23 protein-coding genes are annotated in these 25,620 nt (G+C 68.0%); 17 read left to right on the top strand and 6 right to left on the bottom strand.

The genetic code is table 11. The features are described 5' to 3' along the window. Nucleotides 1–34 precede the first annotated feature (34 nt). The 6 genes from KBC94_RS25230 to ugpB all read right to left on the bottom strand — a co-directional run bounded on the left by KBC94_RS25230 (nucleotide 35) and on the right by ugpB (nucleotide 7,849). Nucleotides 35–2,488 (bottom strand): DUF3772 domain-containing protein, encoded by a 2,454-nt coding sequence (locus KBC94_RS25230; RefSeq protein WP_294376940.1) that lies wholly within the window; start codon nucleotides 2,486–2,488, stop codon nucleotides 35–37. Between the two features lie 126 nt (nucleotides 2,489–2,614). Then, a complete protein-coding gene (gene ugpQ, locus KBC94_RS25225; protein WP_294376938.1) occupies nucleotides 2,615–3,352 on the bottom strand; it encodes a glycerophosphodiester phosphodiesterase in 738 nt (245 codons plus the stop codon). Further along, nucleotides 3,353–4,363, bottom strand: a complete 1,011-nt coding sequence (locus KBC94_RS25220) for a sn-glycerol-3-phosphate import ATP-binding protein UgpC (RefSeq protein ID WP_294376936.1) — start codon at nucleotides 4,361–4,363, stop codon at nucleotides 3,353–3,355. It abuts the gene before it with no gap. Between the two features lie 138 nt (nucleotides 4,364–4,501). Continuing rightward, complete coding sequence (gene ugpE, locus KBC94_RS25215; RefSeq protein ID WP_294376933.1) at nucleotides 4,502–5,353, bottom strand: sn-glycerol-3-phosphate ABC transporter permease UgpE; 852 nt, start codon at nucleotides 5,351–5,353, stop codon at nucleotides 4,502–4,504. 159 nt (nucleotides 5,354–5,512) lie between these two features. Further along, a complete protein-coding gene (gene ugpA, locus KBC94_RS25210; RefSeq protein ID WP_294376932.1) occupies nucleotides 5,513–6,394 on the bottom strand; it encodes a sn-glycerol-3-phosphate ABC transporter permease UgpA in 882 nt (293 codons plus the stop codon). 144 nt (nucleotides 6,395–6,538) lie between these two features. Then, nucleotides 6,539–7,849, bottom strand: a complete 1,311-nt coding sequence (gene ugpB / locus KBC94_RS25205; protein ID WP_294376929.1) for a sn-glycerol-3-phosphate ABC transporter substrate-binding protein UgpB — start codon at nucleotides 7,847–7,849, stop codon at nucleotides 6,539–6,541. 200 nt (nucleotides 7,850–8,049) lie between these two features. Here ugpB and serA point away from each other — a divergent pair, with 200 nt between their 5' ends. The 17 genes from serA (at nucleotide 8,050) to KBC94_RS25120 (ending at nucleotide 25,601) form a co-directional block, all read left to right on the top strand. Continuing rightward, the gene (gene serA / locus KBC94_RS25200; protein WP_294376926.1) at nucleotides 8,050–9,282 is read left to right on the top strand and encodes a phosphoglycerate dehydrogenase; all 1,233 of its coding nucleotides are present in this window, start codon (nucleotides 8,050–8,052) and stop codon (nucleotides 9,280–9,282) included. Between the two features lie 143 nt (nucleotides 9,283–9,425). Next, nucleotides 9,426–9,827, top strand: a complete 402-nt coding sequence (locus KBC94_RS25195) for a DUF488 domain-containing protein (protein ID WP_294376923.1) — start codon at nucleotides 9,426–9,428, stop codon at nucleotides 9,825–9,827. A gap of 40 nt (nucleotides 9,828–9,867) precedes the next feature. Beyond that, nucleotides 9,868–10,260 carry a VOC family protein gene (locus tag KBC94_RS25190; protein ID WP_294376919.1) on the top strand — a complete coding sequence of 131 codons (393 nt, stop codon included), beginning with the start codon at nucleotides 9,868–9,870 and terminating at the stop codon, nucleotides 10,258–10,260. 138 nt (nucleotides 10,261–10,398) lie between these two features. Further along, a complete protein-coding gene (locus KBC94_RS25185; RefSeq protein WP_294376916.1) occupies nucleotides 10,399–10,839 on the top strand; it encodes a hypothetical protein in 441 nt (146 codons plus the stop codon). 73 nt (nucleotides 10,840–10,912) lie between these two features. After that, the gene (locus KBC94_RS25180) at nucleotides 10,913–14,791 is read left to right on the top strand and encodes an FAD/FMN-binding oxidoreductase (protein ID WP_294376914.1); all 3,879 of its coding nucleotides are present in this window, start codon (nucleotides 10,913–10,915) and stop codon (nucleotides 14,789–14,791) included. Then, entirely contained in the window at nucleotides 14,788–15,222 is a 435-nt protein-coding gene (locus tag KBC94_RS25175; RefSeq protein WP_294376911.1) for an HIT family protein, read from the top strand. The genes KBC94_RS25180 and KBC94_RS25175 overlap by 4 nt, the downstream gene beginning before the upstream one ends. Before the next feature lie 22 nt (nucleotides 15,223–15,244). Continuing rightward, entirely contained in the window at nucleotides 15,245–15,658 is a 414-nt protein-coding gene (locus KBC94_RS25170) for a DUF971 domain-containing protein (RefSeq protein WP_114802832.1), read from the top strand. A gap of 90 nt (nucleotides 15,659–15,748) precedes the next feature. Next, entirely contained in the window at nucleotides 15,749–16,480 is a 732-nt protein-coding gene (gene ubiE, locus KBC94_RS25165; RefSeq protein WP_017761574.1) for a bifunctional demethylmenaquinone methyltransferase/2-methoxy-6-polyprenyl-1,4-benzoquinol methylase UbiE, read from the top strand. A 132-nt stretch (nucleotides 16,481–16,612) separates the two neighbouring features. Next, nucleotides 16,613–17,629 (top strand): TIM44-like domain-containing protein, encoded by a 1,017-nt coding sequence (locus KBC94_RS25160; protein WP_294376907.1) that lies wholly within the window; start codon nucleotides 16,613–16,615, stop codon nucleotides 17,627–17,629. A 69-nt stretch (nucleotides 17,630–17,698) separates the two neighbouring features. After that, on the top strand, nucleotides 17,699–18,253 hold the full coding sequence (locus KBC94_RS25155; protein WP_294376902.1) for an SCP2 sterol-binding domain-containing protein: 555 nt from the start codon (nucleotides 17,699–17,701) through the stop codon (nucleotides 18,251–18,253). After that, nucleotides 18,250–19,815 carry a ubiquinone biosynthesis regulatory protein kinase UbiB gene (gene ubiB / locus KBC94_RS25150; RefSeq protein WP_294376900.1) on the top strand — a complete coding sequence of 522 codons (1,566 nt, stop codon included), beginning with the start codon at nucleotides 18,250–18,252 and terminating at the stop codon, nucleotides 19,813–19,815. The genes KBC94_RS25155 and ubiB overlap by 4 nt, the downstream gene beginning before the upstream one ends. A 60-nt stretch (nucleotides 19,816–19,875) precedes the next feature. Next, nucleotides 19,876–21,318, top strand: a complete 1,443-nt coding sequence (locus tag KBC94_RS25145; protein ID WP_294376896.1) for a sodium:solute symporter family protein — start codon at nucleotides 19,876–19,878, stop codon at nucleotides 21,316–21,318. Between the two features lie 124 nt (nucleotides 21,319–21,442). After that, the gene (locus KBC94_RS25140; protein WP_294376895.1) at nucleotides 21,443–21,769 is read left to right on the top strand and encodes an FmdB family zinc ribbon protein; all 327 of its coding nucleotides are present in this window, start codon (nucleotides 21,443–21,445) and stop codon (nucleotides 21,767–21,769) included. A gap of 22 nt (nucleotides 21,770–21,791) precedes the next feature. Further along, nucleotides 21,792–22,415, top strand: coding sequence for a DUF502 domain-containing protein (locus KBC94_RS25135; protein ID WP_294376893.1), 624 nt, complete (start codon nucleotides 21,792–21,794; stop codon nucleotides 22,413–22,415). A gap of 46 nt (nucleotides 22,416–22,461) precedes the next feature. Then, on the top strand, nucleotides 22,462–24,270 hold the full coding sequence (gene aspS / locus KBC94_RS25130) for an aspartate--tRNA ligase (RefSeq protein ID WP_294376891.1): 1,809 nt from the start codon (nucleotides 22,462–22,464) through the stop codon (nucleotides 24,268–24,270). A gap of 69 nt (nucleotides 24,271–24,339) precedes the next feature. Then, a complete protein-coding gene (gene nudB, locus KBC94_RS25125; protein WP_294376888.1) occupies nucleotides 24,340–24,816 on the top strand; it encodes a dihydroneopterin triphosphate diphosphatase in 477 nt (158 codons plus the stop codon). Continuing rightward, nucleotides 24,813–25,601, top strand: coding sequence for an endonuclease/exonuclease/phosphatase family protein (locus KBC94_RS25120; protein WP_294376886.1), 789 nt, complete (start codon nucleotides 24,813–24,815; stop codon nucleotides 25,599–25,601). The genes nudB and KBC94_RS25120 overlap by 4 nt, the downstream gene beginning before the upstream one ends. Nucleotides 25,602–25,620: the final 19 nt, after the last annotated feature.

The raw sequence follows: 25,620 nt of genomic DNA, 5'->3' as shown, positions 1-25,620 counted from the left end.
CCCCGTTCCAGCCCTGCCCGCGGCCTTCTGGCGCTCAGGCCAGCGGCGCGGGTGCCGGCGGCATTGCCGCCACCACCGGCGTGACCAGCGGCAGGCCCGCGCGCTTGAAGTCCTCCAGCATGGTGAAGAGCAGGTCGCTCTTCACCCCGCCGGCCACGCGCGGGCTGTTGACGTAGGCGATGGCCTGGAAAATCAGCATGCCGTTCTCGATGCCCTCCAGCGACACCGACGGTGCCGGCGTCGGCAGGATGGACGGATGCGCCGCACAGGCCGCCAGCATCAGCTCGCGCACATGGCGTGCATCGCTGGCCAGCGGCATCGGCAGGCGGATCAGCACGCGGCCTTCGGCATTGGCCAGCGTCATGTTGCGCACGGTCTTGGTGATGAACTCCGAGTTGGGCACGATCACGGTGGAGCGGTCGGCCAGCTGAATCTCGGTGGCGCGCACATTGATGCGCCGCACGTCGCCCTCGGTGGTGCCCAGCACCACCCAGTCGCCCACCTTCACCGGCCGTTCGGCCAGCAGGATCAGGCCCGAGATGAAGTTCTGCACGATGGCCTGCAGGCCGAAGCCGATGCCCACCGACAGCGCACTGGCGATCCAGGCGATGCGGTTGATGCCGATGCCCAGCGCCGACAGCGCCATCGCCACCACCAGCACGCCGCCCGCATAGCCCAGCAGCGTGGTGAGCGAGCTGCGCATGCCGGGCTCCAGGCCCGAGGCCGGGAAGTAGCGCGTGTCCAGCCAGACGCGCAGCACTCGCAGGGCGATGAAGCCCGCCACCAACACCGCCAGGGCGCTGAACAGGGCCGCGGGCACGAACTGGAACTCGCCCACCTGCAGGCCGCTGCCGAACTGGCCAGAGCGCTGAACCACCTCTTCCGGGCCTGTTCCCAGCGGCGCCATCAGCGTGATGACGAGATAGAAGAAAAGCGCCAGCCGCAGCACGCCCGACAGCAGCACCGCGGCCTGGTCCAGCCGTGTGGGCTGCAGGCCGAAGCTGGCCGCCAGCCGTTGCCCGGTGGCGCTGCGCGCCGCGAGCAGCGCCATGCACAGGTCATCGACGAACTTGAACAGCACGTAGAAGGCACAGCCCACGATGCCGGTCCAGATCAGCTGGCTGGCCACCAGGCTGGCCAGCGCCACGTAGCCGCTGACGAGCAGCGCCACGACGGCCAGCAGCACCACGCCGACGAGCCCGCGCAGCAGGCCCACCCACACGGGGCGGATCGTCTGGGTGGGCATGGGGCCATCGCCGGCATCCGCACTGCCGCTGGCGTCGGTCCCGGAGCCGACCTGCGCCTCGCCGCCACCGCCCGTGGCCGCCGGCCGCAGCCGGAACATCAGCAGCGCCACCAGCAGGGTCAGGGCGGCGGCCGTGGCGGCCTGGGTCGCCTGCAGGGCCGCATAGCTGGCCTCCACCAGCGCATTCACCTGCGCCGGGATCCACACCAGCGCGCCGACGATGGCGACCAGCAGCGGAAAGGGCCGCAGCCGCAGCGCCATGGCGTCCGCGATGGGCGGCAGGCGCCAGGAACGCCGCGCATTGGCCAGCAGGGCGCGGCCCAGGCTGAGCACGAAGGTCATGAACAGCGCGACGCCGATCAGCTCCTTGATCAGTTCCCGCGCCGCCTCGCCCAGCAACTGCCGGTCTTCCAGCAGTCCGCGAAAGCCGTGCAGCGCCAGCGCCACCAGCAACATGTTCACGAAGACCACGGCGATCACCAGCAATGATCGCCGTAGGCGTCCGCCGGGAAGGATGCGCTGCGCCAGCGCCACCAGGCCGCGCTCCGCCATCATGTTGCCGAGCGTGATGAGCAACAGCACCAGGGCCACCGCGCCCAGCACCACGCCGCGGTTCGCGGGCGACAGGCTGGCGGCGGCCGCAGTACGCAGTTCGTCCAGCAGAGGCTGCAGCCGGTCCCGGTCGTCGGGCCAGGCGTCGGCGATGCCACGCCAGAAGACCGGCGACAGCGGCGAGGCCGTGCGTTCGGTCAGGCGCGCCTCGAAATCCTGGCGGCGCTTGTTCAGCAGTTCGGTCGCGCGCTGCTGGGCATCGACCACCACCAGCCGCGCCAGGCGGATGTCGGCATCGACGCCATTGCGCTCGCGGGTGAGCGTGGCGCGCTGGCGCGTGATGTCGGGGTCTTCGGTGGTTCCAGCTGCCGGTGCCGGTCCGAGCTCGCCCAGGCGGGCATTCAGGTCGTTGAGCTGGCCCGTGCGCAGGTCGATCAGCTTCTGCGCCGCGGTGCCGATGGCATCGACCTGGCGCACCAGCAGGCGGGCCTCCTCGCTCGTCTCGGCCGATTTGGGCAGGGCCGTGAGCTGGGATCGCAGCGTGGCGATGTCGGCCGGTGCATCGGCCTGCGTGGCCGGGGTCGAGGCGCCGGAGGCGGGCTGGGCCCAGGCCGTGGGCAGGTGGGGCAGGCCCGTCCACAAGGCCAGCCAGAGGGCGAAGAGGCAGAGAAGACGCGGAGTCGGGCGCATCCGCTGGATCATAGGCAGCGCGGTCTGCCGGGCCTGTCGGCCGGCGCTGGCAGCGTGGGCATCGCATGCGATAGCCCCCGAGGCCCAAACCCTTCAAGCGCGCATGGGCGCCAGACGATCAGGCGATCAGCCCGCCGGCGAGAACAGGTCGACCCGGTCCGTGATGATGCCGTCGGTGCCCAGATCGACGAGCCGCTGCGCCGCCCATTCGTCGTTCACCGTGTAGCTCAGCTGCCGGAAGCCGGCAGTGCGGGCGTCGGCCACGGTCTGCGCGTCCCACAGCGCATGGTTGCAGACGATGGCCACGCAGCCGAGCTGGCGGGCGATGTCCAGCCAGTCGCTGCGCATGGCGTCGAGCAGCAGGGCCCGAGGCAGGGCGGGAGCCGCATCGCGTGCAGCCGCGAGCGCATCGGGGCGGAAGGAGCTGAGCAGTGGCGGCACGGCCGCATCCGTCCACAGCCGCGCGGCCTCGCGCGCGACGGCGGCACCGGTCTGGGCGTCGGTACCGGGCGTGGGCTTGATCTCGATGTTGAGCAGATGGCCGTTCGCCAGGCAGAAGCGCGCCAGCGCGGCCAGCGTGGGCAGCGGCTCGCCGGCGTAGCGCCGCGAATGCCAGCCGCCCGCGTCCAGCTGCGACAGCGCGGCCCAGGGCTGGTCGCCGCCGATGCCGGGCATGCCGGTGGTGCGCGCCAGCGTGGCGTCGTGCATCAGGAAGACCACGCCGTCCTGGCTGAGTTTGGCGTCGCACTCGAACATGCGATAGCCGTATTCCGCGCCGAGGCGGAAGGCGGCCAGCGTGTTCTCCGGCGCAAGCTTGCCGGCGCCGCGGTGGGCAATCCAGCGGGGATAGGGCCAGGGGGCCATTCAGGACTCCAGGCGCTTGCCCGATCCGGCGTCGAACCAGTGCAGCCGCTCTTCGCTGGCGCCCAGCCGCAGCGTGTCGCCGACCTTGGGCGCAGGCTTGTCGGCATCGGTGCGCATCACGATCTGCTCGTCGCCGATGCGGCCGTAGACCAGGCGTTCGGCCCCCAGCAGCTCGACCTGTTCGACGTTCACGGTCCAGCCCGAATCGTGCGGCGCGATGTGCTCGGGGCGGATGCCGAGGATCTTGCCGCTCGGCACGCCCGGCGCGTTCTTCAGCAGGTTCATGGGTGGCGAGCCGATGAAGCTGGCCACGAAGGTGGTGGCGGGGCGGTGGTAGACCTCCTCGGGCGTGGCGAACTGGTCCATCACGCCGCCGTTCATCACGATGATGCGCTGGGCCAGCGTCATGGCCTCGACCTGGTCGTGCGTGACGAAGAGCGAGGTGATGCCCAGCTCGCGGTGCAGCTTCTGGATCTCCAGCCGGGTCTGGGCGCGCAGCTTGGCGTCCAGGTTCGACAGCGGCTCGTCGAACAGGAAGACCTGCGGCTGGCGCACGATGGCGCGGCCCATGGCTACGCGCTGGCGCTGGCCGCCCGACAGCTCGCGCGGCTTGCGCTCCAGCAGATGGCCCAGTTCGAGGATCTTGGCGGCCTTGTCCACCCGGGTCTTGATCTCGTCCTTCGGCACGCCCTGGATGCGCAATCCATAGGCCATGTTGTCGAAGTTGGTCATGTGCGGGTAGAGCGCGTAGTTCTGGAACACCATCGCGATGTCCCGCTTGGCCGGCTCCACGTCGTTGACCACCCGCCCGCCGATGGCGATCTCGCCGGCGGAGATTTCCTCCAGCCCCGCCACCATGCGCAGCAGCGTGGACTTGCCGCAGCCCGAAGGCCCCACGATGACGACGAATTCGCCATCCCGGATATCGGCCGAGACGCCATGGATGACCTGATTGGCCTTGGCACCCTTGCCGTAGCGCTTGATGACGTTGCGAAGGGAAATACCGGACATAGGTGAGCTGGAAATAGGTTGCGACGTAAATGAGCGCGCGATTCAGGCGGGAGACACCGCGGAACCGGCTTTGCCGGGCCGTCGGTGTCGCCCCTTGAGGGGGATTCGGCTACACGAAGTGAGCAAGAAACGGGGTGGTCATTTTTCAGTGTCGACGAGGCCCTTGACGAACCACTTCTGCATCAGCACCACCACCACGGCCGGCGGCAGCAGCGCCAGGATGGCCGTCGCCATGATGATGTTCCAGTCGTTGGCCGCATCGCCGCTGGCGATCATCCGCTTGATGCCGATCACGACCGGGTACATGTCCTCGGTGGTGGTGGCCAGCAGCGGCCAGAGGTACTGGTTCCAGCCGTAGATGAACTGGATGACGAACAGCGCCGCGATCGAGGTCTGCGACAGCGGCACCAGCACGTCCTTGAAGAAGCGCATGGGCCCCGCGCCATCGATGCGCGCCGCCTCGACCAACTCGTCCGGCACCGACAGGAAGAACTGCCGGAACAGGAAGGTGGCCGTGGCCGAGGCGATCAGCGGCACCGTCAGGCCCGCATAGGTGTTGAGCATGTTGAGGTCCGACAGGACCTTGTAGGTGGGCAGGATGCGCACCTCCACCGGCAGCATCAGCGTCACGAAGATCATCCAGAAGACGAGCTTCTTGAACGGGAAGCGGAAGTACACGATGGCAAAGGCCGACAGCAGCGAGATGGCGATCTTGCCGATGGCGATCACCAGTGCCGTGACCAGGCTGACCCACATCATGCGTCCGACCGCCGCCTTGGAGCCCTGCGTCTCGGCGGTGCCGGTGAGGGCGGCGGTGTAGTTCTCCACCAGGTGCTTGCCGGGCGTGAGCGGCATGGGCACCTGCACGATCTCGTCGCGCGTGTGGGTCGAGGCCACGAAGGCCAGGTAGATCGGGAAGGCGATGATCAGGATGCCCAGCAGGAGCACCACATGCGAAAGGACCGTCAGGCCCGGGCGGCGCTCAACCATGATGCGACTCCAGCAGGTGGGTCAGGATTGCGAAGGCCGCGGAGCAGGCCACGCGCGCGACACCCGCGGAACTGGCTTCGCCAGGCCGCTGGGTGTGCCCCCGTGAGGGGGGTGGCGAAGCGACACGAAGTGCGCGAAGACTGGGGGCGGGCCTCATCATCAGTACTGCACCTTCTTCTCGACGTAGCGGAACTGCACCACGGTCAACGCGACCACGATCAGCATCAGCACCACCGACTGCGCGGCCGAGCCGCCGAGGTCCAGCGCGCGGAAGCCGTCGTGCCACACCTTGTAGACCAGGATGGCGGTGTCGCGCCCCGGGCCGCCCTCGGTGGTGGCATGCACCAGCGCGAAGGTGTCGAAGAAGGCATACACCACGTTGATCACCAGGAGGAAGAAGGTGGTGGGCGACAGCAGCGGGAACTGGATGGTCCAGAAGCGCCGCAGCGGCCCGGCGCCGTCGATGGAAGCCGCCTCGATCAGCGCCTTGGGGATCGACTGCAGCCCGGCCAGGAAGAACAGGAAGTTGTAGGAGATCTGCTTCCACACCGCCGCCACCACGATCAGCGTCAGCGCCTGGTTGGAATTGATCAGATGGTTCCAGTCGTAGCCCATCTTGCGCAGGCCGTAGGCCACCACGCCGATGGAGGGCGAGAACATGAACACCCACAGCACGCCCGCAATGGCCGGTGCCACGGCATAGGGAATGATCAGGAAGGTCTTGTACGCCAGCGCCCCGCGCAGGATGCGGTCGGCAAAGATGGCCAGCACCAGCGACAGCGCGATGCCGCAGCCGGCCACCAGCACCGAGAAGATGGCGGTGACCTTGAAGGACTCGATGTAGGCAGGGTCCTGGAAGAGGTGCTGGAAGTTCTCCAGCCCCACGAACACGGTCGACGTGCCGAAGGCGTCCTCGCTCTGCATCGACTGCAGCACGGCCTGGCTGGCGGGCCAGAAGAAGAAGACCAGGATCACCGCCATCTGCGGCGCGATGAGCACCCAGGGCAGCCAGGAGGATCGGAAGAGGACGCGTTTTTCCATGGGGCTCTGAAACGAAAACGCCCGGCTGGCGTCAGCGCGGGCGTGCGAGTCTACTGCGACGTCAGCTTGCCGGCAGCTTGAATGCCCACCTGGCAGGGTGGGCAGGCGAGGGCCGCTGGCGCGCCGCGAACCGCGCGGTGGGCATCAGCCCCGGTTCGCCTTCTGGAAGCGCTCCAGTTGCTCGTTGCCGCGTTGCACCGCGGCGTCCAGGGCTTCCTTGGCGCTCTTCTTGCCCGACCAGATCTGCTCGGTTTCCTCGTCGATGATGGTGCGGATCTGCACGAAGTTGCCCAGGCGGATGCCGCGCGACTTGTCGGTCGTCTTGCGGATCATCTGCGTCACGGCCACGTCGGTGCCCGGCTTTTCCTTGTAGAAGCCCGACTTCTCGGTCAGCTCGTAGGCCGCCAGGGTGATCGGCAGATAGCCGGTGCGCTTGTGGCTGGCCGATTGCACGTCGGCGTTGGACAGGAACTTGAAGAAGTCCGCCACGCCCTTGTATTCAGTGGGCTTCTTGCCGGCCATGACCCACAGGCTGGCGCCGCCGATCACGGTGTTCTGCGGCGAACCTTCGACGTCGGGGTAGTAGGGCAGGGTGGACAGGCCGTAGGCGAACTTGGCGTCCTTGGCCACGCGGGCGTACAGGCCCGACGAGCCGGTCATCATGGCGCATTCACCCGCCGGGAAGGCGGCGTCCGGCACGTTGCCGCGGCCCTTGTAGACGAACAGGCCCTGCTTCGCCATGTTGGCCAGGTTCTCGAAGTGGCGCACGTGCAGCGGCGAATTGAAGGCCAGGCGCGCATCGGTGCCGCCGAAGCCGTTGTTGCGCGTCGCGAACAGCGTGTTGTGCCAGGTCGAGAAGCTCTCCAGTTGCGTCCAGCTGATCCAGCTGGTGGTGAAGGGGCACTTGTGGCCGCTGGCCTTGAGCTTGGCGGCGGCGGCGACGACCTCGGGCCAGGTCTTGGGCGCCTTCTCGGGGTCGAGGCCGGCCGCCTTGAAGGCGTCCTTGTTGTAGTAGAAGATCGTCGTCGAGCTGTTGAAGGGCAGGCTCAGCATCTGGCCGTTGGGGGCCGTGTAGTAGCCGGCCACGGCGGGGATGTAGGCCTTGGGGTCGAAGCTCACGCCGCTTTCCTTCATCACCTCGGCCACCGGCTTGATCGCGGCCTTGGAGGCCATCATCGTGGCGGTGCCCACTTCGAAGACCTGCAGGATGTGCGGCGCATTGCCCGAGCGGAAGGCGGCAATGGCGGCCGTCATCGACTCGTCATAGGTGCCCTTGAAGGTGGGCACGACCTTGTATTCCTTCTGACTTTCGTTGTACTGCTTGGCGAGGTCGTTAACCCACTCGCCCAGCGGGCCGCTCATGGCGTGCCACCACTGGATCTCGGTCTGTGCGTGCGCCGGGACGGCGGCCATGACGGCCACGGTGGCGGCTGCAGCAAGTTGCGTGAATCGCATGAAGACTCCTGGATGCGAATGACAAAAGTGAAGAGACTATGGCTGTTCTGTGACAGCGTGACGGCGGGTTGTCGCATGGCAGGCGGTCCATGCTCAAGCGGGGAAACCCTTTTTGCGGCCGGGGTGGGCCGGCCGCGCTGCGGCGGTGCAGCAGGCTTGAACCATACTCGACCGTTTTGACAAACGTGTTGATGCCGGGCATGACGAAGACCACCTCGCTGGACAAGGCCAAGATCAAGTTCCTGTTGCTGGAGGGCATCCATCCTTCCGCGGTCGAACTGCTGCAGGCCTCCGGCTACACCCAGGTGGAGACGCTGCCGGGCGCCCTGGAAGGCGAAGAGCTCAAGGCCAGGCTGGCGGACGTGCATTTCCTGGGCATCCGCTCGCGCACGCAGCTCACAGCCGAGGTGTTCGTGGCCGCGCCAAAGCTGGTGGCCGTGGGCGCCTTCTGCATCGGCACCAACCAGATCGACCTGGACGCGGCGCGCGAGCATGGCGTGGCCGTGTTCAACGCACCGTACTCCAACACCCGCTCGGTGGCCGAGCTGGTGCTGGCCGAGGCCATCCTGCTGCTGCGCGGCGTGCCCGAGAAGAACGCGGCGGCCCATCGCGGCGGCTGGCTCAAGACCGCCGAGAACGCCTTCGAGATCCGCGGCAAGACGCTGGGCATCGTGGGCTACGGCTCCATCGGCGCCCAGCTGTCGGTGCTGGCCGAGGCGCTGGGCATGCACGTGGTCTTCCACGACGTGGTGGCCAAGCTGCCGCTGGGCAATGCGCGCCAGGCCCGCAGCCTGAACGAGCTGCTGGGCCACGCCGACATCGTGAGCCTGCACGTGCCCGAGCTGCCTTCCACGCAATGGATGATGGGCGAGGCCGAGCTCGCGGCCATGAAGCCCGGCGCCATCCTCATCAATGCCTCGCGCGGCACGGTGGTGGTCATCGAGGCGCTGGCCGCCGCGCTGCGCGAGCGCCGGCTGCTGGGTGCCGCCATCGACGTCTTCCCCAAGGAACCCAAGAGCAACAAGGACGAGTTCCAGTCGCCGCTGCGCGGGCTGGACAACGTCATCCTCACGCCGCACATCGGCGGCTCGACCATGGAGGCCCAGGCCAACATCGGCGTCGAGGTGGCCGAGAAGCTGGTGCGCTACAGCGACAACGGCACCACCACGCGCTCGGTCAACTTTCCCGAAGTGGCGCTGCCGGCGCATCCGGGCAAGCACCGCCTTCTGCACATCCACCACAACGTGCCGGGCGTGCTGTCGGCGGTGAACCAGGTCTTTGCCGACCACCACATCAACATCGCCGCGCAGTACCTGCAGACCAACGACAAGGTCGGCTACGTGGTGACCGACGTGGATGCTGCCTCGTCCGACGTGGCGCACGAGGCGCTGGCCAAGGTGCCCGGGACGATCAAGAGCCGGGTGCTGTTCTAGTCACGGCTTCGCGGCCGGCCCTGGCGTAGGCCCCCGGGCCTCTCGGGACCCGCATGCCGCGCTGCCAAAGCCGCGGCTGATGCCCAGCCTGTCTGCCACGGGTGGCCGTACGATGGCGCCCCTTGTCATTGCCGGGAGCGTCCATGCCGCTTCGAGTCGTTCAGTTGGGATCGCCGCGTGCCGCCGACGAAGGCACGCGCATCGGAACCGTCCGCCGCCCGCCTCGCGGTGTACCCAAGGCAGCCTTTGCGTCCGGCAACTGGTACGACGTCTGGTTCCCGGTCCTGGCGCCCTCCGCCGACACCATGAAGCAGGGGCGCGAGGCCGAGACGCCGCAGCAATGGTCCGCCTTCGTCCGCAAGTTCAAGGCGGAGCTGAACACGCCGGAGGCCCAGCAGTCGCTCGACCTGCTGGCCGTCCTGTCGCGCGACGCCAACCTGTCCGTGGGCTGCTATTGCGAGCATGAGAGCCGCTGCCATCGCTCGGTGCTGCGCGAACTGCTCGCCACCCGCGGTGCGGTGTTCGCGGACGACGACAGGGCTTGAAAATCCGCTGCCCGCGACCGTCGTTTCCTTCTCCAGTCTCATGCCACGCATCGATCACGTCGCCCTTTGGGTAAACGACCTGGACGCCATGTGCGCCTTCTATTCGGAGGCCTTCGGCGGACAGCCTGGGCCGCTGTACCAGAACCTCACGAAGGGATTCGCGTCCCGCTTCGTGGTCTTCGAAGACGGCGCGCGCATCGAGTTCATGACCACGACGACCCTTGCGCCCATTGCGTGCGCACCTGGCAGCCAGCGCATGGGGCTTACCCATCTGGCCATGGCCGTGGGCAGCGAGGCCCGGGTCGACGCGCTGACCCGGGAGCTAGAGCGTCGTGGCTCGCCGTTGCTCGATGGCCCGCGGCGTACGGGAGACGGCTACTACGAAAGCGTCGTGCTCGATCCGGAAGGCAATCGGATCGAGATCACCGTCTAGCTGCACGGCCTGCGCTGCCAACCTTCAGTGGCCCCGCGAGGGCGCCGGGGTCGAGCGGCGACCGCAATGCCCCCTGGTTCAACCGCACGACGCGCCTGCCATGGCTTCCCTCTCCAATGAACGCCCCGACGGTGCGTGATGCGCCGCGTGGAGCACACGGAGTTGAGCGCGCGGTGCAAACCCGGTTATGGTGATCGCATGTTGCACGGGAGTTCTTGGTCCCCCACGGAAAAGAAGATCTCGCGGAGCGTCTTCGACGCGGCGCTGCAATCGGAACTCGCCGAGCTGATCGCGCAGGTCCGGGAAACGGCGGCGACCCTGTCCACGGCCGATGAGTTGTGGGACTTGCAGGAACTGCTCCATCGTCGGCGGCGGGAGATCAGCGACAAGTACGACTACCGCTATCCCTGGCTGGAGTTGTTGTTCGTATGGCTGCTCAGGGAGCGGCGCATCGCGCTTGCGCAGTTGCAGGGGCTGGAGCCGGAGCGCCTGGCGCGCATTGAGTCCGCGCTTGCGCAGGCCCTGTGCGACGAGGAGCGCGGCGCAGGCACCCGTCAGGATGACCCGGCTCCCCGCTAGCGCCGGGCTCGCCGACTAAAATCCGCCCCCCGGTTCAAGGGCGCGAGGCGCCCTGCCGTGGCGCCTTCCCCCGATGAATGCCCCGACCGCGCTCAATGCGCTGCTGTCGCAGGCCGCCGAGCCGGCGCGTCTGCGCGAGATTCCGTACAACTACACCAGCTTCTCCGATCGCGAGATCGTGATCCGGCTGCTCGGCAGCCGGGCCTGGGAGCTGCTGCAGAGCCTGCGTGACGAGCGCCGCACGGGCCGCTCCGCCCGCATGCTGTACGAGGTGCTGGGCGATATCTGGGTGGTGCAGCGCAACCCCTACCTGGTGGATGACCTGCTGGACAACCCGCGCCGCCGCGGCCAGCTGGTCGACGCCCTGCGCCACCGCCTGACCGAGGTGCAGCGCCGCCGCACGCCGCAGGACGACGCGCAGCGCGACACGCTGGTCGGCGAACTGCTGACGCTGGTGCGCCAGGCCATCGACGGCTTCTCCGCCCACTTCGACGAACTGGCCGCCCTGCGCCAGAAGGCCCAGCGCGTGCTGCGCCGCTGCACCGCGCGCGACAACATCAAGTTCGACGGCCTCTCGCGCGTGGCCCACGTGACCGACGCCACCGACTGGCGGGTCGAATACCCCTTCGTGGTGCTGGTGCCCGACACCGAGGCGGAGATGGCCGCGCTGGTGGCCGCCTGCATCGAACTGGGCCTGACCATCATCCCGCGCGGCGGCGGCACCGGCTACACCGGCGGCGCCATTCCGCTGACCTGGAAGAGCGTGGTGATCAACACCGAGAAGCTCGAAGCCATGACCGAGGTCGAGATGACGAGCCTGCCCGGCGTGGACGGCGCGGTGCCCACCATCTGGACCGAGGCCGGCGTCGTGACGCAGCGCGTGGCCGATGCGGCCGAACGCGCAGGCTTCGTCTTCGCGGTCGACCCGACCTCGGCCGAGGCGTCGTGCGTGGGCGGCAACGTGGCCATGAACGCCGGCGGCAAGAAGGCCGTGCTGTGGGGCACGGCGCTGGACAACCTGGCCTCCTGGCGCATGGTCACGCCGCAGGCCGAGTGGCTGGAAGTCACGCGCCTGGGCCACAACCTGGGCAAGATCCACGACGTCGACAGCGCCGTCTTCGAGCTGCAGTACTTCGCCGCCGACGGCAAGACCCCGTTGCGCAGCGAGCGGCTGGAGATTCCCGGCCGCACCTTCCGCAAGGAAGGCCTGGGCAAGGACGTCACCGACAAGTTCCTGGCCGGGCTGCCCGGCATCCAGAAGGAGGGCTGCGACGGCCTGATCACCAGCTGCCGCTGGGTGGTGCACCGCATGCCGGCGCACACCCGCACTGTCTGCCTGGAGTTCTTCGGCAATGCCAAGGACGCGGTGCCTTCGATCGTCGAGATCAAGGACTTCATGTTCGCGGAGCAGAAGCGCTCGGGCGTGCTGCTGGCGGGCCTGGAGCACCTGGACGACCGCTACCTGAAGGCTGTGGGCTACGCCACCAAGAGCAAGAAGCACGGCGGCGGCCTGCCCAAGATGGTACTGTTCGGCGACATCAGCGGCGACGATGCCGACGCCGTCGCCCGCGTCACCAGCGAGGTGGTGCGCATCGCCAATTCGCGCTCGGGCGAAGGCTTCATCGCCATCAGCCCCGAGGCGCGCAAGAAGTTCTGGCTGGACCGCAAGCGCACCGCGGCCATCAGCCGCCACACCAACGCCTTCAAGATCAACGAGGACGTGGTGATCCCCTTGCCGCGGATGGCTGAGTACACCGACGGCATCGAGCGCATCAACATCGAGCTGTCGCTGCGCAACAAGATCCGGCTCACGCACGAGCTGGAGGCCTTCCTCTCGCGCGGCAACCTGCCGCTGGGCAAGAGCGACGACGCGCACGAGATTCCCGCCGCCGAGCTGCTGGAAGGCCGCGTGCAGCAGGCCGTGGCGCTGGTGCGCGAGGTGCGCGGCCGCTGGCAGAGCTGGTTGGGCGACGTAGAAGCGCTGTTCCCGCAGCTGCAGGACCATTCGCTGCGCGCCAGCTGGAAGACCGAGATCCGCGCCCCGCTGGCCAAGATCTTCGGTGGCAGCGAATTCGCGCCGATCCTTTCCGAGTGCGAGGCCATCCACAAGCGCGTGCTCAAGGGCCGCGTATGGGTGGCGCTGCACATGCATGCCGGCGACGGCAACGTGCACACCAACATCCCCGTCAACAGCGACGACTACGAGATGCTGCAGACGGCGCACGAGGCCGTGGAGCGCATCATGAAGCTTGCGCGCAGCCTGGATGGCGTGATCTCGGGCGAGCACGGCATCGGCATCACCAAGCTGGAGTTCCTGTCGGACGAAGAGTTGGCGCCCTTCGCGCGGTACAAGCAGCAGGTCGACCCGGAAGGCCGCTTCAACAAGGGCAAGCTGCTGCGCGGCGATGCGGCGCCGGCCGATGCCCGCCATGCCGACCTCACCAACGCCTACACCCCCAGCTTCGGGTTGATGGGGCACGAGTCGATCATCATGCAGCAGTCCGACATCGGCGCCATCGCCGACTCGGTCAAGGACTGCCTGCGCTGCGGCAAGTGCAAGCCGGTGTGCGCCACCCACGTGCCGCGCGCCAACCTGCTCTACAGCCCGCGCAACAAGATCCTTGCCACCTCGCTGCTGGTGGAGGCCTTCCTGTACGAGGAGCAGACACGCCGTGGCGTGTCGATCCAGCATTGGCAGGAGTTCGAGGACGTGGCCGACCACTGCACCGTGTGCCACAAGTGCCTGACGCCCTGCCCGGTGAAGATCGACTTCGGCGACGTGTCGATGAACATGCGCAACCTGCTGCGCAAGATGGGCCAGAAGAGCTTCCGCCCCGGCAACGCGGCGGCCATGTTCTTCCTCAACGCGACCAATCCGTCGACCATCAAGGCCATGCGCGCCGGCATGGTGGAGGTGGGCTTCAAGGCCCAGCGCCTGGCCAACGACCTGCTGCGGCCCGCTGCGAAGAAGCAGACCGCGCACCCGCCGGCCAGCCTGGGCACGGCGCCGATCAAGGAACAGGTCATCCACTTCGTCAACAAGAAGATGCCCGGCGGCCTGCCCAAGAAGACGGCGCGCGCGCTGCTGGACATCGAGGACGCCGACTACGTCCCGATCATCCGCAACCCCAAGGCCACGACGCCCGAGACCGAGGCGGTCTTCTACTTCCCGGGCTGCGGCTCGGAGCGGCTGTTCTCGCAGGTGGGCCTGGCGACGCAGGCCATGCTGTGGCATGCGGGCGTGCAGACGGTGCTGCCGCCGGGCTACCTGTGCTGCGGCTATCCGCAGCGCGGCTCGGGCCAGTTCGACAAGGCCGAGCAGATGATCACCGACAACCGGGTGCTGTTCCACCGCGTGGCCAACACGCTCAACTACCTGGACATCAAGACCGTGGTGGTGAGCTGCGGCACCTGCTACGACCAGCTGCAGGGCTACCAGTTCGACAAGATCTTCCCCGGCTGCCGGATCATCGACATCCACGAATACCTGCTGGAGAAGGGCATCAAGCTCGAGGCCAACGCCGCCGCCTACCTCTACCACGACCCCTGCCACACGCCCATGAAGCTGCAGGACCCGATGAAGACGGTCAAGTCGCTGGTGGGCGAGCAGGTGCTCAAGAGCGACCGCTGCTGCGGCGAGTCGGGCACGCTGGGCGTGACGCGGCCCGACATCTCCACGCAGATCCGCTTCCGCAAGGAAGAGGAGCTGAAGAAGGGCGAGGCCGCGCTGCGCGCCACCCATGCACTGCCGGCGCAGGGCGACGTGAAGATCCTCACCAGCTGCCCCAGCTGCCTGCAGGGCCTGTCGCGCTACGGCAATGACCTGAACAACGGCCTGCTCGAAGCCGACTACATCGTGGTCGAGATGGCGCGCCGCATCCTGGGCGAGAACTGGATGCCCGAGTACGTGTCGGCCGCCAACGCGGGCGGGATCGAGCGGGTGCTGGTGTGAGCGTGGTCGCAGGCTGCCCGCTGTGCGACGAGCCGGGCGGCCGCGTGGTCGCCCAGGGCGCGCAGTGGCGCGTGATCCATGCACAGGAGGCGGGCTTTCCGGCGTTCTACCGTGTGGTGTGGACGGCGCACGTGGCCGAGTTCTCCGACCTGCCGGACGACGAGCGTGCCGAGTGCATGCGCGTGGTGGTGGCGGTGGAGCGTGCGCTGCGCGATGCGCTGGCGCCCGCCAAGATGAACGTGGCCACGCTCGGCAACATGGTCCCGCACCTGCACTGGCACGTGATCGCCCGCTTCGACTGGGACAGCCACTTCCCCTCGCCCGTCTGGGCGGAGGCGCGCCGGGCGCGCGACATGGTGCGCGAGCAGGGCGTACAGGCCCGTCTGCCCGCGGCGGGGTCGGCCATGGTGGCTGCGTTCGCCCTCCGTTGATCATGAGCAAGGAATTCCCCGCATGGCAGGTCTGACGCCCGGCGCACCGACGCCCGAATCCATCACCCTGCATGCGCAGTCGCGCGTGCTGGAAGTGGGCTTTTCCGATGGCGCGGTGTTCCGCATCCCCTACGAATTGCTGCGCATCAACTCGCCCTCGGCCGAGGTGAAGGGCCACGGGCCGGGCCAGGAGATCCTGCAGACCGGCAAACGCGAGGTCGAGATCGTCGACCTGCAACTGGTGGGCCACTATGCCGTGCAGCCGCTCTTCAGCGACGGGCACGAGAGCGGCATCTACTCGTGGGACCTGCTGTACGACCTGGGCGCGCGCCAGGCCGAGCACTGGGCCGAGTACGAGCGTCGCATCGTCGAGGCCGGTGCCGATCGCGATGCGCCCATGCCCAAGTCGGGCCCCTCCACCTGCAGTCCTTCCTGAGCGCGGGGCGCTTCGCGCTTTGCGCGAATGTCCGCCGCATGTCAAGGGTCGTCGGCCGGAAGGCCGGGCGATCCGCCTAACATCGGACCCATGAGTTCCACCCACTTCGGTTTCGAGACCGTCGACGAAAGCGACAAGGCGCGCCGCGTGCGCGGCGTGTTCGATTCCGTGGCCCCGCGCTACGACCTGATGAACGACCTCATGTCCATGGGCCTGCACCGGGCATGGAAGGCGTACACCGTGATGGTCGCGAATGTGCGCGAAGGCTCCAAGGTGCTGGACATCGCGGGTGGTACGGGCGACCTTGCGCTGGCCTTCGCGAAGAAGGTCGGCCGCAGCGGTCAGGTGGTGCATACCGACATCAACGAGGCCATGCTGCGCACCGGCCGTGAGCGCCTGCTGGATGCCGGCGTGGTGCTGCCCACCACGGTCTGCGATGCCGAGAAGCTGCCCTTTCCGGACAACCATTTCGACGTCGTCACCGTGGCCTTCGGCCTGCGCAACATGACGCACAAGGACGCGGCGCTCAAGGAGATGAACCGCGTCCTGCGTCCGCGCGGCAAGCTGCTGGTGCTGGAGTTCTCGCAGGTGGCCCAGCCGCTGCGCAAGGCCTACGACTGGTATTCCTTCAACGTGCTGCCGCGCCTGGGCAAGGCCGTGGCGGGCGACGACGCCAGCTACCGTTACCTGGCCGAGTCCATCCGGATGCATCCGGACCAGGAGTCGCTCAAGACCCTCATGAAAGAGGGCGGTTTCGGACATGTGGACTATCACAACATGACGGGGGGCGTGGTCGCCCTGCATGTTGGAATCAAGTGCTGAGGGGCTGACCGGCCCGGCCGCATTGCATGCGGCCGTCAGGTGCAAGGGGAGTGGCGTGCTCGCTATTCACACAACAAGAGAACTACGAGTCGATCTGAAACTGATGTTTCGTATCCGGAAGGAGACTGGACGATGAAGCGAAATCTGTGGGCCGTGCTGCTGGTGTGTGCGTCGATGGCCGTCGTGAGCCTGGACGCCGACGCCAAGCGGCTCGGTGGGGGCAAGTCGATGGGGCGGCAGTCCAACAACGTGACGCAGCGTGAGGCCGCGCCGACGGCCGCACCGGGCGCCCCGACCCAGAACGCGACCAACGCGGCGCCCGCCGCCAGGCCGGGGACGCCGGCCGGCGCGGCGCAGGCAGCGCCCAAGCGGCCCTGGGCCGGCATCCTGGGTGGCATTGCAGCCGGCCTGGGCCTGGCCTGGTTGGCCAATTCGCTGGGCCTGGGCGCCGCCTTCGGCAACTTCCTGCTGATCGCGCTGCTGGTCCTTGCTGCCGTGGTGATCTGGCGCGTGCTGAGCAACCGCTCGCGCGGCGCCGCTGGCCAACTGGCTATGCAGGGCGCTGGCGCAGCCGGTTCGCCGAGCATGCCGCGCAGCTACAGCCCGAACAACGTCGGCAATGACGCGTCGGCCCGTCCGTGGGAGCGTCAGCAGGCGGCTTTCGACGGCGCTGCCGCGGGTGGCAACGCAGGGTCGGCTTCGACCCTGGCCGGCGCGACCGGCGTGAGCATCGGCTCGGCCCTCCAAGGGGCCCAGGGGTGGGGCGTGCCGGATGGCTTCGACGCCGACGGGTTCCTGGCTGCGGCCAAGCGCAACTTCGTGACGCTGCAGCATGCCTGGGACCGTGCCGACATCCCCGCGCTGCGTTCCATGATGACCGACAGCATGGTCGAAGAGATCCGCACCCAGCTGGAGGAGCGCGAGCGCAGCTCCGGTGGCCGTCCCAACAAGACGGAAGTGGTGATGCTCGACGCCAAGCTGCTGGGCATCGAGGAGATGCCCGACGTCTACCTCGCCAGCGTGGAGTTCTCGGGCATGATCCGCGAGGACGACTCGGCCGGCCCCAGCCCCTTCCGCGAGGTCTGGAACATGAGCAAGCCCGCCCACGGCGGCGGCTGGCTTGTGGCCGGTGTGCAGGCGCTCCAATAAGGCGCATTGGCCCGTCGGACGGGCCCGGGTTTCTGCATCGGCAGGGGCCCGCCACCAGATAATGGGGACATGGTCACACCATCGTCCCCATTTGCTTTTGTGGAATCGCTGTTCGAGCGCATCGGCGAGCGCCTTCAGCCGCCGGCCTGGGCCATCCACGAAGTCCAGCACCGCGCCGTGCTCTTCCTGAACCATGTGCTGCAGCAGGAGCCTGAGGCGCAGGATCGCCTGGCGCGGCAGAAGGGGCGGGTCGTGCTCTTCCGCTGGCGCACGATGCACATGCGCCTGGTCGCCACGCCGGCCGGCCTGCTCGACGTGGCACCCGAGGCGGCCTTGCCCGACCTGACGCTGACCATCGCCGAAAACTCGCCGTTCGCCCTGGCCGGCGCCCAGCTGCGCGGCGACAAGCCCAAGGTCGAGATCGAGGGGGACGTGCAGCTGGCCGCCGAGGTCAACTGGCTGGTCGACCACGTGCGCTGGGACGTCGAGGACGACCTGGCGCGCCTGATCGGCGATGCGCCGGCCCACGCCGTCGGCAATGCGGCCCGCAAGGTGGCTGGCACGCTGCGCCAGTTCGTGGACCGCGCTGCACGGCCGCGGTCTTCCGGCGGCAGCGCCGAATGAGGCGCATCGCCCGCGGCTTCTTCATCGTCTGGGTCGCATTGCGCTACGGCCTGGACGAGCTCGTCCTCACCAGCTTCCAGAATCCGCTGATTCGCCGGCTGGCGCGCATCCTGACGCTGGGCCGGCGCCTGGAGGCGCCGCGCGGGCAACGCCTTCGCGAGGCACTCGAAAGCCTGGGCCCGATCTTCGTCAAGTTCGGCCAGGTGCTGTCCACGCGGCGCGACCTGCTGCCGCCCGACATCGCCGACGAACTGGCCTGGCTGCAGGACCGGGTGCCGCCCTTCGACTCGGCCATTGCCGTGGCGACCATCGAGCGTGCCTTTCGCCGGCCCATTGCCGAGATCTTCGAGCAGTTCGACACCACGCCGGTGGCGAGTGCCTCCATTGCGCAGGTGCACTTCGCCACCCTGCGCCTGCCCGACGGCAGCCTGCGCGAAGTCGCCGTCAAGGTCCTGCGCCCGGGCATGCGCAAGGTCATCGACAAGGACCTGGAGCTGATGGCCATGATGGCCGGCTGGGTCGAGGGCCTGTCGGCCGACGGCAAGCGGCTGAAGCCGCGGCAGGTGGTGGCCGAGTTCGACAAGTACCTGCACGACGAGCTGGACCTGGTGCGCGAGGCGGCCAATGCCGCCCAGCTGCGGCGCAACATGGCCAAGCTCGACATGCTGCTGATCCCCGAGATGTTCTGGGACTGGTGCCATCCCGAAGTGATGGTGATGGAGCGCATGAAGGGCGTGCCCATCGCCCAGCTCGACCGCATCCGTGCGGCCGGCGTGGACATCAAGAAGCTGGCCCGCGACGGCGTGACCATCTTCTTCACCCAGGTGTTCCGCGACGGCTTCTTCCACGGCGACATGCACCCGGGCAACATCCAGGTGAGTCTGGCGCCCGAGACCTTCGGCCGCTACATCGCGCTGGACTTCGGCATCGTGGGCACGCTCACCGAGTCCGACAAGGAATACCTGGCGCAGAACTTCGCGGCCTTCTTCCGCCGCGACTACAAGCGCGTTGCCGAGCTGCACCTGGAAAGCGGCTGGGTGCCGCCCGGCACGCGCATCGACGAACTGGAGGCCGCCATCCGCACGGTGTGCGAGCCCTACTTCGACCGGCCGCTGCGGCAGATCTCGCTGGGGATGGTGCTGATGCGCCTGTTCCAGACCTCGCGTCGCTTCCATGTGGAGATCCAGCCGCAGCTGGTGCTGCTGCAGAAGACGCTGCTCAACATCGAGGGCCTGGGTCGCCAGCTCGACCCCGAGCTGGACCTGTGGGCCACGGCCAAGCCCTTCCTGGAGAAGTGGATGGCCGATCAGATCGGCCCGCGCAAGCTGTGGGAGCAGCTGCGCGCCGAGGGCCCGCGCTACGCCAAGCTGCTGCCGCAGTTGCCGCGCCTGCTGCACGACTACCTGGCGCAGCGTCCCGGCGACGACCGCCGCGAGCTGCAGGAACTGCTGGCCGCGCACAAGCGCACCCACCGGCTGCTGCAGGCCGTGATCTGGGGTGGCACGGGTTTTGTATTGGGCGTGCTGGTCATGCAGGTGCTGCCACGGTTGCACTGGCTCTGAGCACTTTCCCGCCTTTTCCTTCCGGTTCCAACAACAAGCCTTTATCGAGGAGAACCCGTCGTGCTGCTGTCACTGGTCATCGTCTACCTGCTGGTCACCATCGGCATCGGCCTGTACGCGGCCCGGCGGGTGAAGAACACGACCGACTTCGCGATCGCCGGCCGGCATCTGCCGTTGTTCATGATCGTGACCACCACCTTCGCCACCTGGTTCGGGTCGGAAACGGTGCTGGGCATCCCGGCCAAGTTCATCGAGGGCGGCCTGGGCGGCGTGGTGGAAGACCCGTTCGGCGCCGGCACCTGCCTGATCCTGGTCGGCCTGTTCTTCGCCGGCAAGCTCTACCGCATGACGCTGCTGACCATCAGCGACTACTACCGCGAGCGCTATGGCCGGTTCATCGAGGTGGTGTGCTCGCTGATCATCATGCTGAGCTACCTGGGCTGGGTGTCGGCGCAGGTCACGGCGCTGGGGCTGGTGTTCAACCTGCTGTCGGGCGGCGCGGTGAGCGTGCCGGGGGGCATGGTGATCGGCGTGATCTCCATCCTGGCGTACACGCTCTTCGGCGGCATGTGGTCGGTGGCCGTCACCGACTTCGTGCAGATGATCATCCTGGTGGCGGGCCTGTCGATCATCGCGGTCTTTGCGGGCAACATGGCCGGCGGCGCCGACAAGGTGATCGACCTGGCGGCGAGCAAGGAGCTCTTCAAGTTCTGGCCCGAGCCCAGCTGGCACGACATCGTCTTCTTCTTCGCTGCGGCCATCACGATGATGCTGGGCTCCATTCCGCAGCAGGACGTGTTCCAGCGCGTGATGTCGGCCAACAACGTGAAGGCTGCCACGCGCGGCCCGGTGATCGGCGGCGTGGCCTACATCCTGTTCGCAGCCGTGCCCATGTTCCTGGTGGCGAGCGCGCTGATCATCATGCCCGAGCAGACCACGGCGTTGCTCAAGGAGGATCCGCAGAAGGTGCTGCCCACGCTGGTGATGGAGAAGATGCCTTTCATCATGCAGGTCTTCTTCTTCGGCGCGCTGCTGTCGGCCATCAAGTCCACCGCCTCGGCGACGCTGCTGGCACCCAGCGTGACCTTCACCGAGAACATCTGGCGCCAGTTCCGTCCCCAGGGCACGGACCGCGAAAACCTGCGCACCATGCGCATCACCGTGCTGGTGTTCAGTGGGGCGGTGCTGGCCTATGCCATCCGCATGCAGGGCACCTCGATCTACGAGCTGGTGTCCGGCGCCTACCAGGTGCCGCTGGTCGGCGCCTTCGTGCCGCTGGTCTTTGGCTTGTACTGGAACCGGGCCACCACGCAAGGTGCCGTGGCCGCCGTGCTGCTGGGCGTCGGCGTCTGGCTGGCCGGCCTGGCGCTGCCGTGGGGCGAGGTGTTCCCGGCGCAGCTGGCCGGCGTCCTCGCCTCCGCGGCGGGCATGGTGGTGGGCTCCCTGATGCCGCAGTGGGTGGCCAACCGGCGCATGCCGCACCGGATGCTGGCCGGGGAATAAGGCGCGACAAGGGCAGGCCGTCGAGGCGTCCGGCTGGGGAAAGCCCGGGGTCGGCGCCTATAATCGTCGGCTTTGCGCGGCGGCCGCCGGCCGCCCGTTTCACGTCTTTTCAGCAGCTTTTTCCATGCCCATCTACGCCTACAAATGCAGCGCCTGCGGCTTTGCCAAGGATGTGCTGCAGAAGATGTCGGATGCGCCGCTCACCGTCTGCCCTTCCTGCGGTGCGGCCTCGTTCAGCAAGCAATTGACCGCTGCCGGCTTCCAGCTCAAGGGCTCCGGCTGGTACGTCACCGATTTCCGTGAGGGCGGCTCCAACACCGCCAAGTCCGGCGGCAACGCCCCGGCGCCGGCCCCCGCCAGCGGTGATGCCGCGGCGCCCGCGCCTGCAGCGGCCTCGCCGGCGCCTGCTGCGCCCGCCCCGGCTCCGGCGCCTGCCGCCAAGGCCGACTGACCCTCGCCTCGCACACCGCACCATGCTCGCCCTGCGCAAGTGGCTCCTGTCCGGCCTCCTGGTCATCGTGCCTCTGGCCGTGACCCTGGGCGTGCTCAACTGGATCGTCGGCACCCTCGATCAGACCTTGTGGCTGCTGCCCGAGGATTGGCAGGAATGGCTGTCCGCCCACCGCATCCGCGGGCTGGGCGTGCTGCTCACGCTGGCCATCCTGCTGGCGGTCGGTGCCGTCGCCAGCAACTTCATCGGCAAGCGGCTGCTGGGTTGGGGCGATGCACTGGTGCGCCGCATCCCGGTGGTGCGCTCCATCTACTCCAGCGTCAAGCAGGTCTCGGACACGCTGTTCTCCGAGAGCGGCAACGCATTCCGCACCGCGGTGCTGGTGCAGTGGCCGCGCGAGGGCATGTGGACCATCGCCTTTGTCACTGGCGCGCCCGGTGGCGACGTGATCAACCACCTGCATGGCGACTACCTGGGCGTGTACGTGCCCACCACGCCCAACCCCACGGGCGGTTACTTCGTCATGCTCCGGCGCAGCGACTGCATCGAGCTGAAGATGAGCGTGGACGAGGCGCTGAAGTACATCGTCTCGATGGGCGTGGTGGTGCCGGGCGGCCCTGCCGCGCTGCCCACCAAGCAATCCTGACATCACAAACAAGAAGGCGCCCCGCGCGGGGCGCAGGAAGCAAAGCATGGCCATGCGTTCTCACTACTGCGGTCTCGTGACCGAGGCCCTGATGGGCGAAACCGTCACCCTGTGCGGCTGGGTCAATCGCCGCCGTGACCATGGCGGCGTGATCTTCGTCGACCTGCGCGATCGCGAAGGCTACGTCCAGGTGGTGTGCGACCCCGACCGCGCCACCACCTTCGCCGCCGCCGAAGGCCTGCGCAACGAGTTCTGTGTGCAGGTCAAGGGCATCGTCCGCGCGCGGCCCGAGGGCACCACCAACGACGGGCTCAAGAGCGGCAAGATCGAGGTGCTGGCGCACGAGCTGAAGGTGCTCAACCCCTCCGTCACGCCGCCCTTCCTGCTGGACGACGACAACCTGTCCGAGACCACGCGCCTCACGCACCGCGTGCTCGACCTGCGCCGCCCTGCGATGCAGAAGAACATGATGACGCGCTACAAGGTGACGATGGAGGCGCGCAAGTTCCTCGACGCCAACGGCTTCATCGACATCGAGACGCCCATGCTGGGCAAGTCCACGCCCGAGGGTGCGCGCGACTACCTGGTGCCCAGCCGCGTGCACGACGGTGCCTTCTACGCGCTGCCGCAGTCGCCCCAGCTCTACAAGCAGATGCTGATGGTGTCGGGCTACGACCGCTACTACCAGATCGTCAAGTGCTTCCGCGACGAGGATCTGCGCGCCGACCGCCAGCCCGAGTTCACGCAGATCGACATCGAGACCTCCTTCCTCACCGAGGACGAGATCCGCGACATGTTCGAGGGCATGATCCGCAACGTCTTCCGCAACGTGGCCGACATCGACCTGGGCGTGTTCCCGGTCATGAGCTACGGCGACGCCATGTTCAAGTACGGCTCCGACAAGCCCGACCTGCGCGTCAAGCTCGAGTTCACCGAGCTGACCGAGGTGATGAAGCGGGTGGAGTTCAAGGTCTTCTCCGGCGCGGCCAACATGGACGGTGGCCGCGTGGTGGCCCTGCGGGTGCCCGGTGGCGGCGCGGCCGAAGGCGGCCTGTCGCGTGGCGACATCGACGGCTACACCGAGTTCGTCAAGATCTACGGCGCCAAGGGCCTGGCCTACATCAAGGTCAACGACTGGTCGCTGGGCCGCGAGGGCCTGCAGAGCCCGATCGTGAAGAACCTGGACGACAACGCCCTGGGCGAGATCATCGCCCGCACCGGCGCGCGCAACGGCGACCTGATCTTCTTCGGCGCCGACAAGGCCAAGGTGGTCAACGACGCCATCGGCGCCCTGCGCGTGAAGATCGGCCAGAGCGCCTTCGGCCGCAAGAACGGCCTGTTCGAGGATCGCTGGGCACCGCTGTGGGTGGTGGACTTCCCGATGTTCGAGTTCGACGAGGACAACCAGCGCTGGAGCGCGGTGCACCATCCCTTCACCAGCCCCAAGGACGGCCACGAGGACCTGATGGACACGGCACCCGAGAAGTGCCTGGCCAAGGCCTACGACATGGTGCTCAACGGCATCGAGATGGGCGGCGGCTCGGTGCGTATCCACCGCGAAGAGGTGCAGAGCAAGGTGTTCCGCGCCCTCAAGATCTCGGCCGAGGACGCGCAGCTGAAGTTCGGCTACCTGCTGGACGCGCTTCAGTACGGCGCGCCCCCGCACGGCGGTATCGCCATCGGCCTGGACCGCCTGGTCATGCTGATGACCGGCGCCGATTCGATCCGTGACGTGATCGCCTTCCCGAAGACGCAGCGCGCGCAGGACCTGCTGACGCAGGCGCCGAGCGCCGTGGACGAGAAGCAGCTGCGCGAGCTGCATATCCGCCTGCGCAACGCGCAACCTGCCGCCTGACGCGCGGCCCCCGGCTGCCGTGCTCCTTTGCACAGGGGCGCGGCAGCCGGGCACAGCGGTCGGCACACCATGGTTCCAGACGCAACGCTGCCGGCCTACAAGATCCCGCAGTCGGTGCTGGTGGTCATCCACACGCCGGCGCTGGAGGTGCTGCTGATCCGCCGGGCCGGCATCGCGCCCGCCTTCTGGCAGTCGGTGACCGGCAGCAAGGACTGGCCCGAGGAAAGCTGGGCCGCCACCGCGGTGCGCGAGGTGGCCGAGGAGACCGGCATCCGCTGCGGCCCCGGCACGCCGCTGCCCCTGCAGGACTGGGGCCTCGAGAACGTCTACGACATCTATCCCCGCTGGCAGCACCGCTATGCGCCGGGCGTGACGCGCAACACCGAGCACCTCTTCGGCCTGTGCGTGCCCGAGGCCGTCACGCCGGTCCTGGCACCGCGCGAGCACGATGCCTGGCAGTGGCTGCCCTGGCGCGAGGCGGCCGACGCCTGCTTTTCCCCTTCCAACGCGGAAGCCATCCTGCTGCTGCCACAATTTCGCGCATGACTGCTGCGCATGCCACGAGCGATCCCGGGCGGGCCGAAAGCGAGTTCGGCGCCCTGTCGACGCTGAGGGTGGCCACCTACAACATCCACAAGGGCGTGCAGGGCGTGGGCCCGGCGCGGCGGCTGGAGATCCACAACCTGGGCCATGCGGTCGAGCAGCTCGATGCCGACCTGGTGTGCCTGCAGGAAGTGCGCAAGCTCAACCGCCAGGGCGAGCGCCGCTTCGCCCGCTGGCCGGAGCAGCCGCAGGCCGACTTCCTCTGCCCCGAGGGCTACCGGGCCGTCTACGAGACCAATGCCTACACCCGCCACGGCGAGCACGGCAATGCGCTGCTCACGCGCTGGCCGGTGGTGCGCCATGGCCATGAGGACATGTCCGACCACCGCTTCGAACAGCGCGGCCTGCTGCATGTGGAAGTGACCCTCGGCAGCCAGCCGGTGCATGCCATCGTCGTGCACCTGGGGCTGATCCGTGGCAGCCGGGTGCGGCAGGTGGCGCAGCTGCAGCGCTACATCGAACGCGAGGTGCCCCCCGGCGAGCCGCTCGTTGTGGCCGGCGACTTCAACGACTGGGGTGCGCGCATGCGGCCCGCCATGAACGATGTTGGCCTGGTCGATCTGGTGATGCCGCGCTGCGCGACCTATCCCTCGCGGTTGCCGCTGGCGCAGCTGGACTTCATCTACGGCCGGGGGCTGCGGCCCGTGTCGCTGTCGGTGCCGCGCGGGCGCATCTGGGCCCGCATGTCGGACCACCTGCCGCTGGTGGCCGAGTTCGCGTTGGACTGAATGTGCAGGCAGCCGTGGT

The sequence above is a fragment of the Pseudacidovorax sp. genome (assembly GCF_017991995.1).
GTDB lineage: Bacteria > Pseudomonadota > Gammaproteobacteria > Burkholderiales > Burkholderiaceae_C > Xenophilus.
Note: the sequence above shows the minus strand (reverse complement) of the source record. Positions and strands in the feature narration are given on the sequence as shown.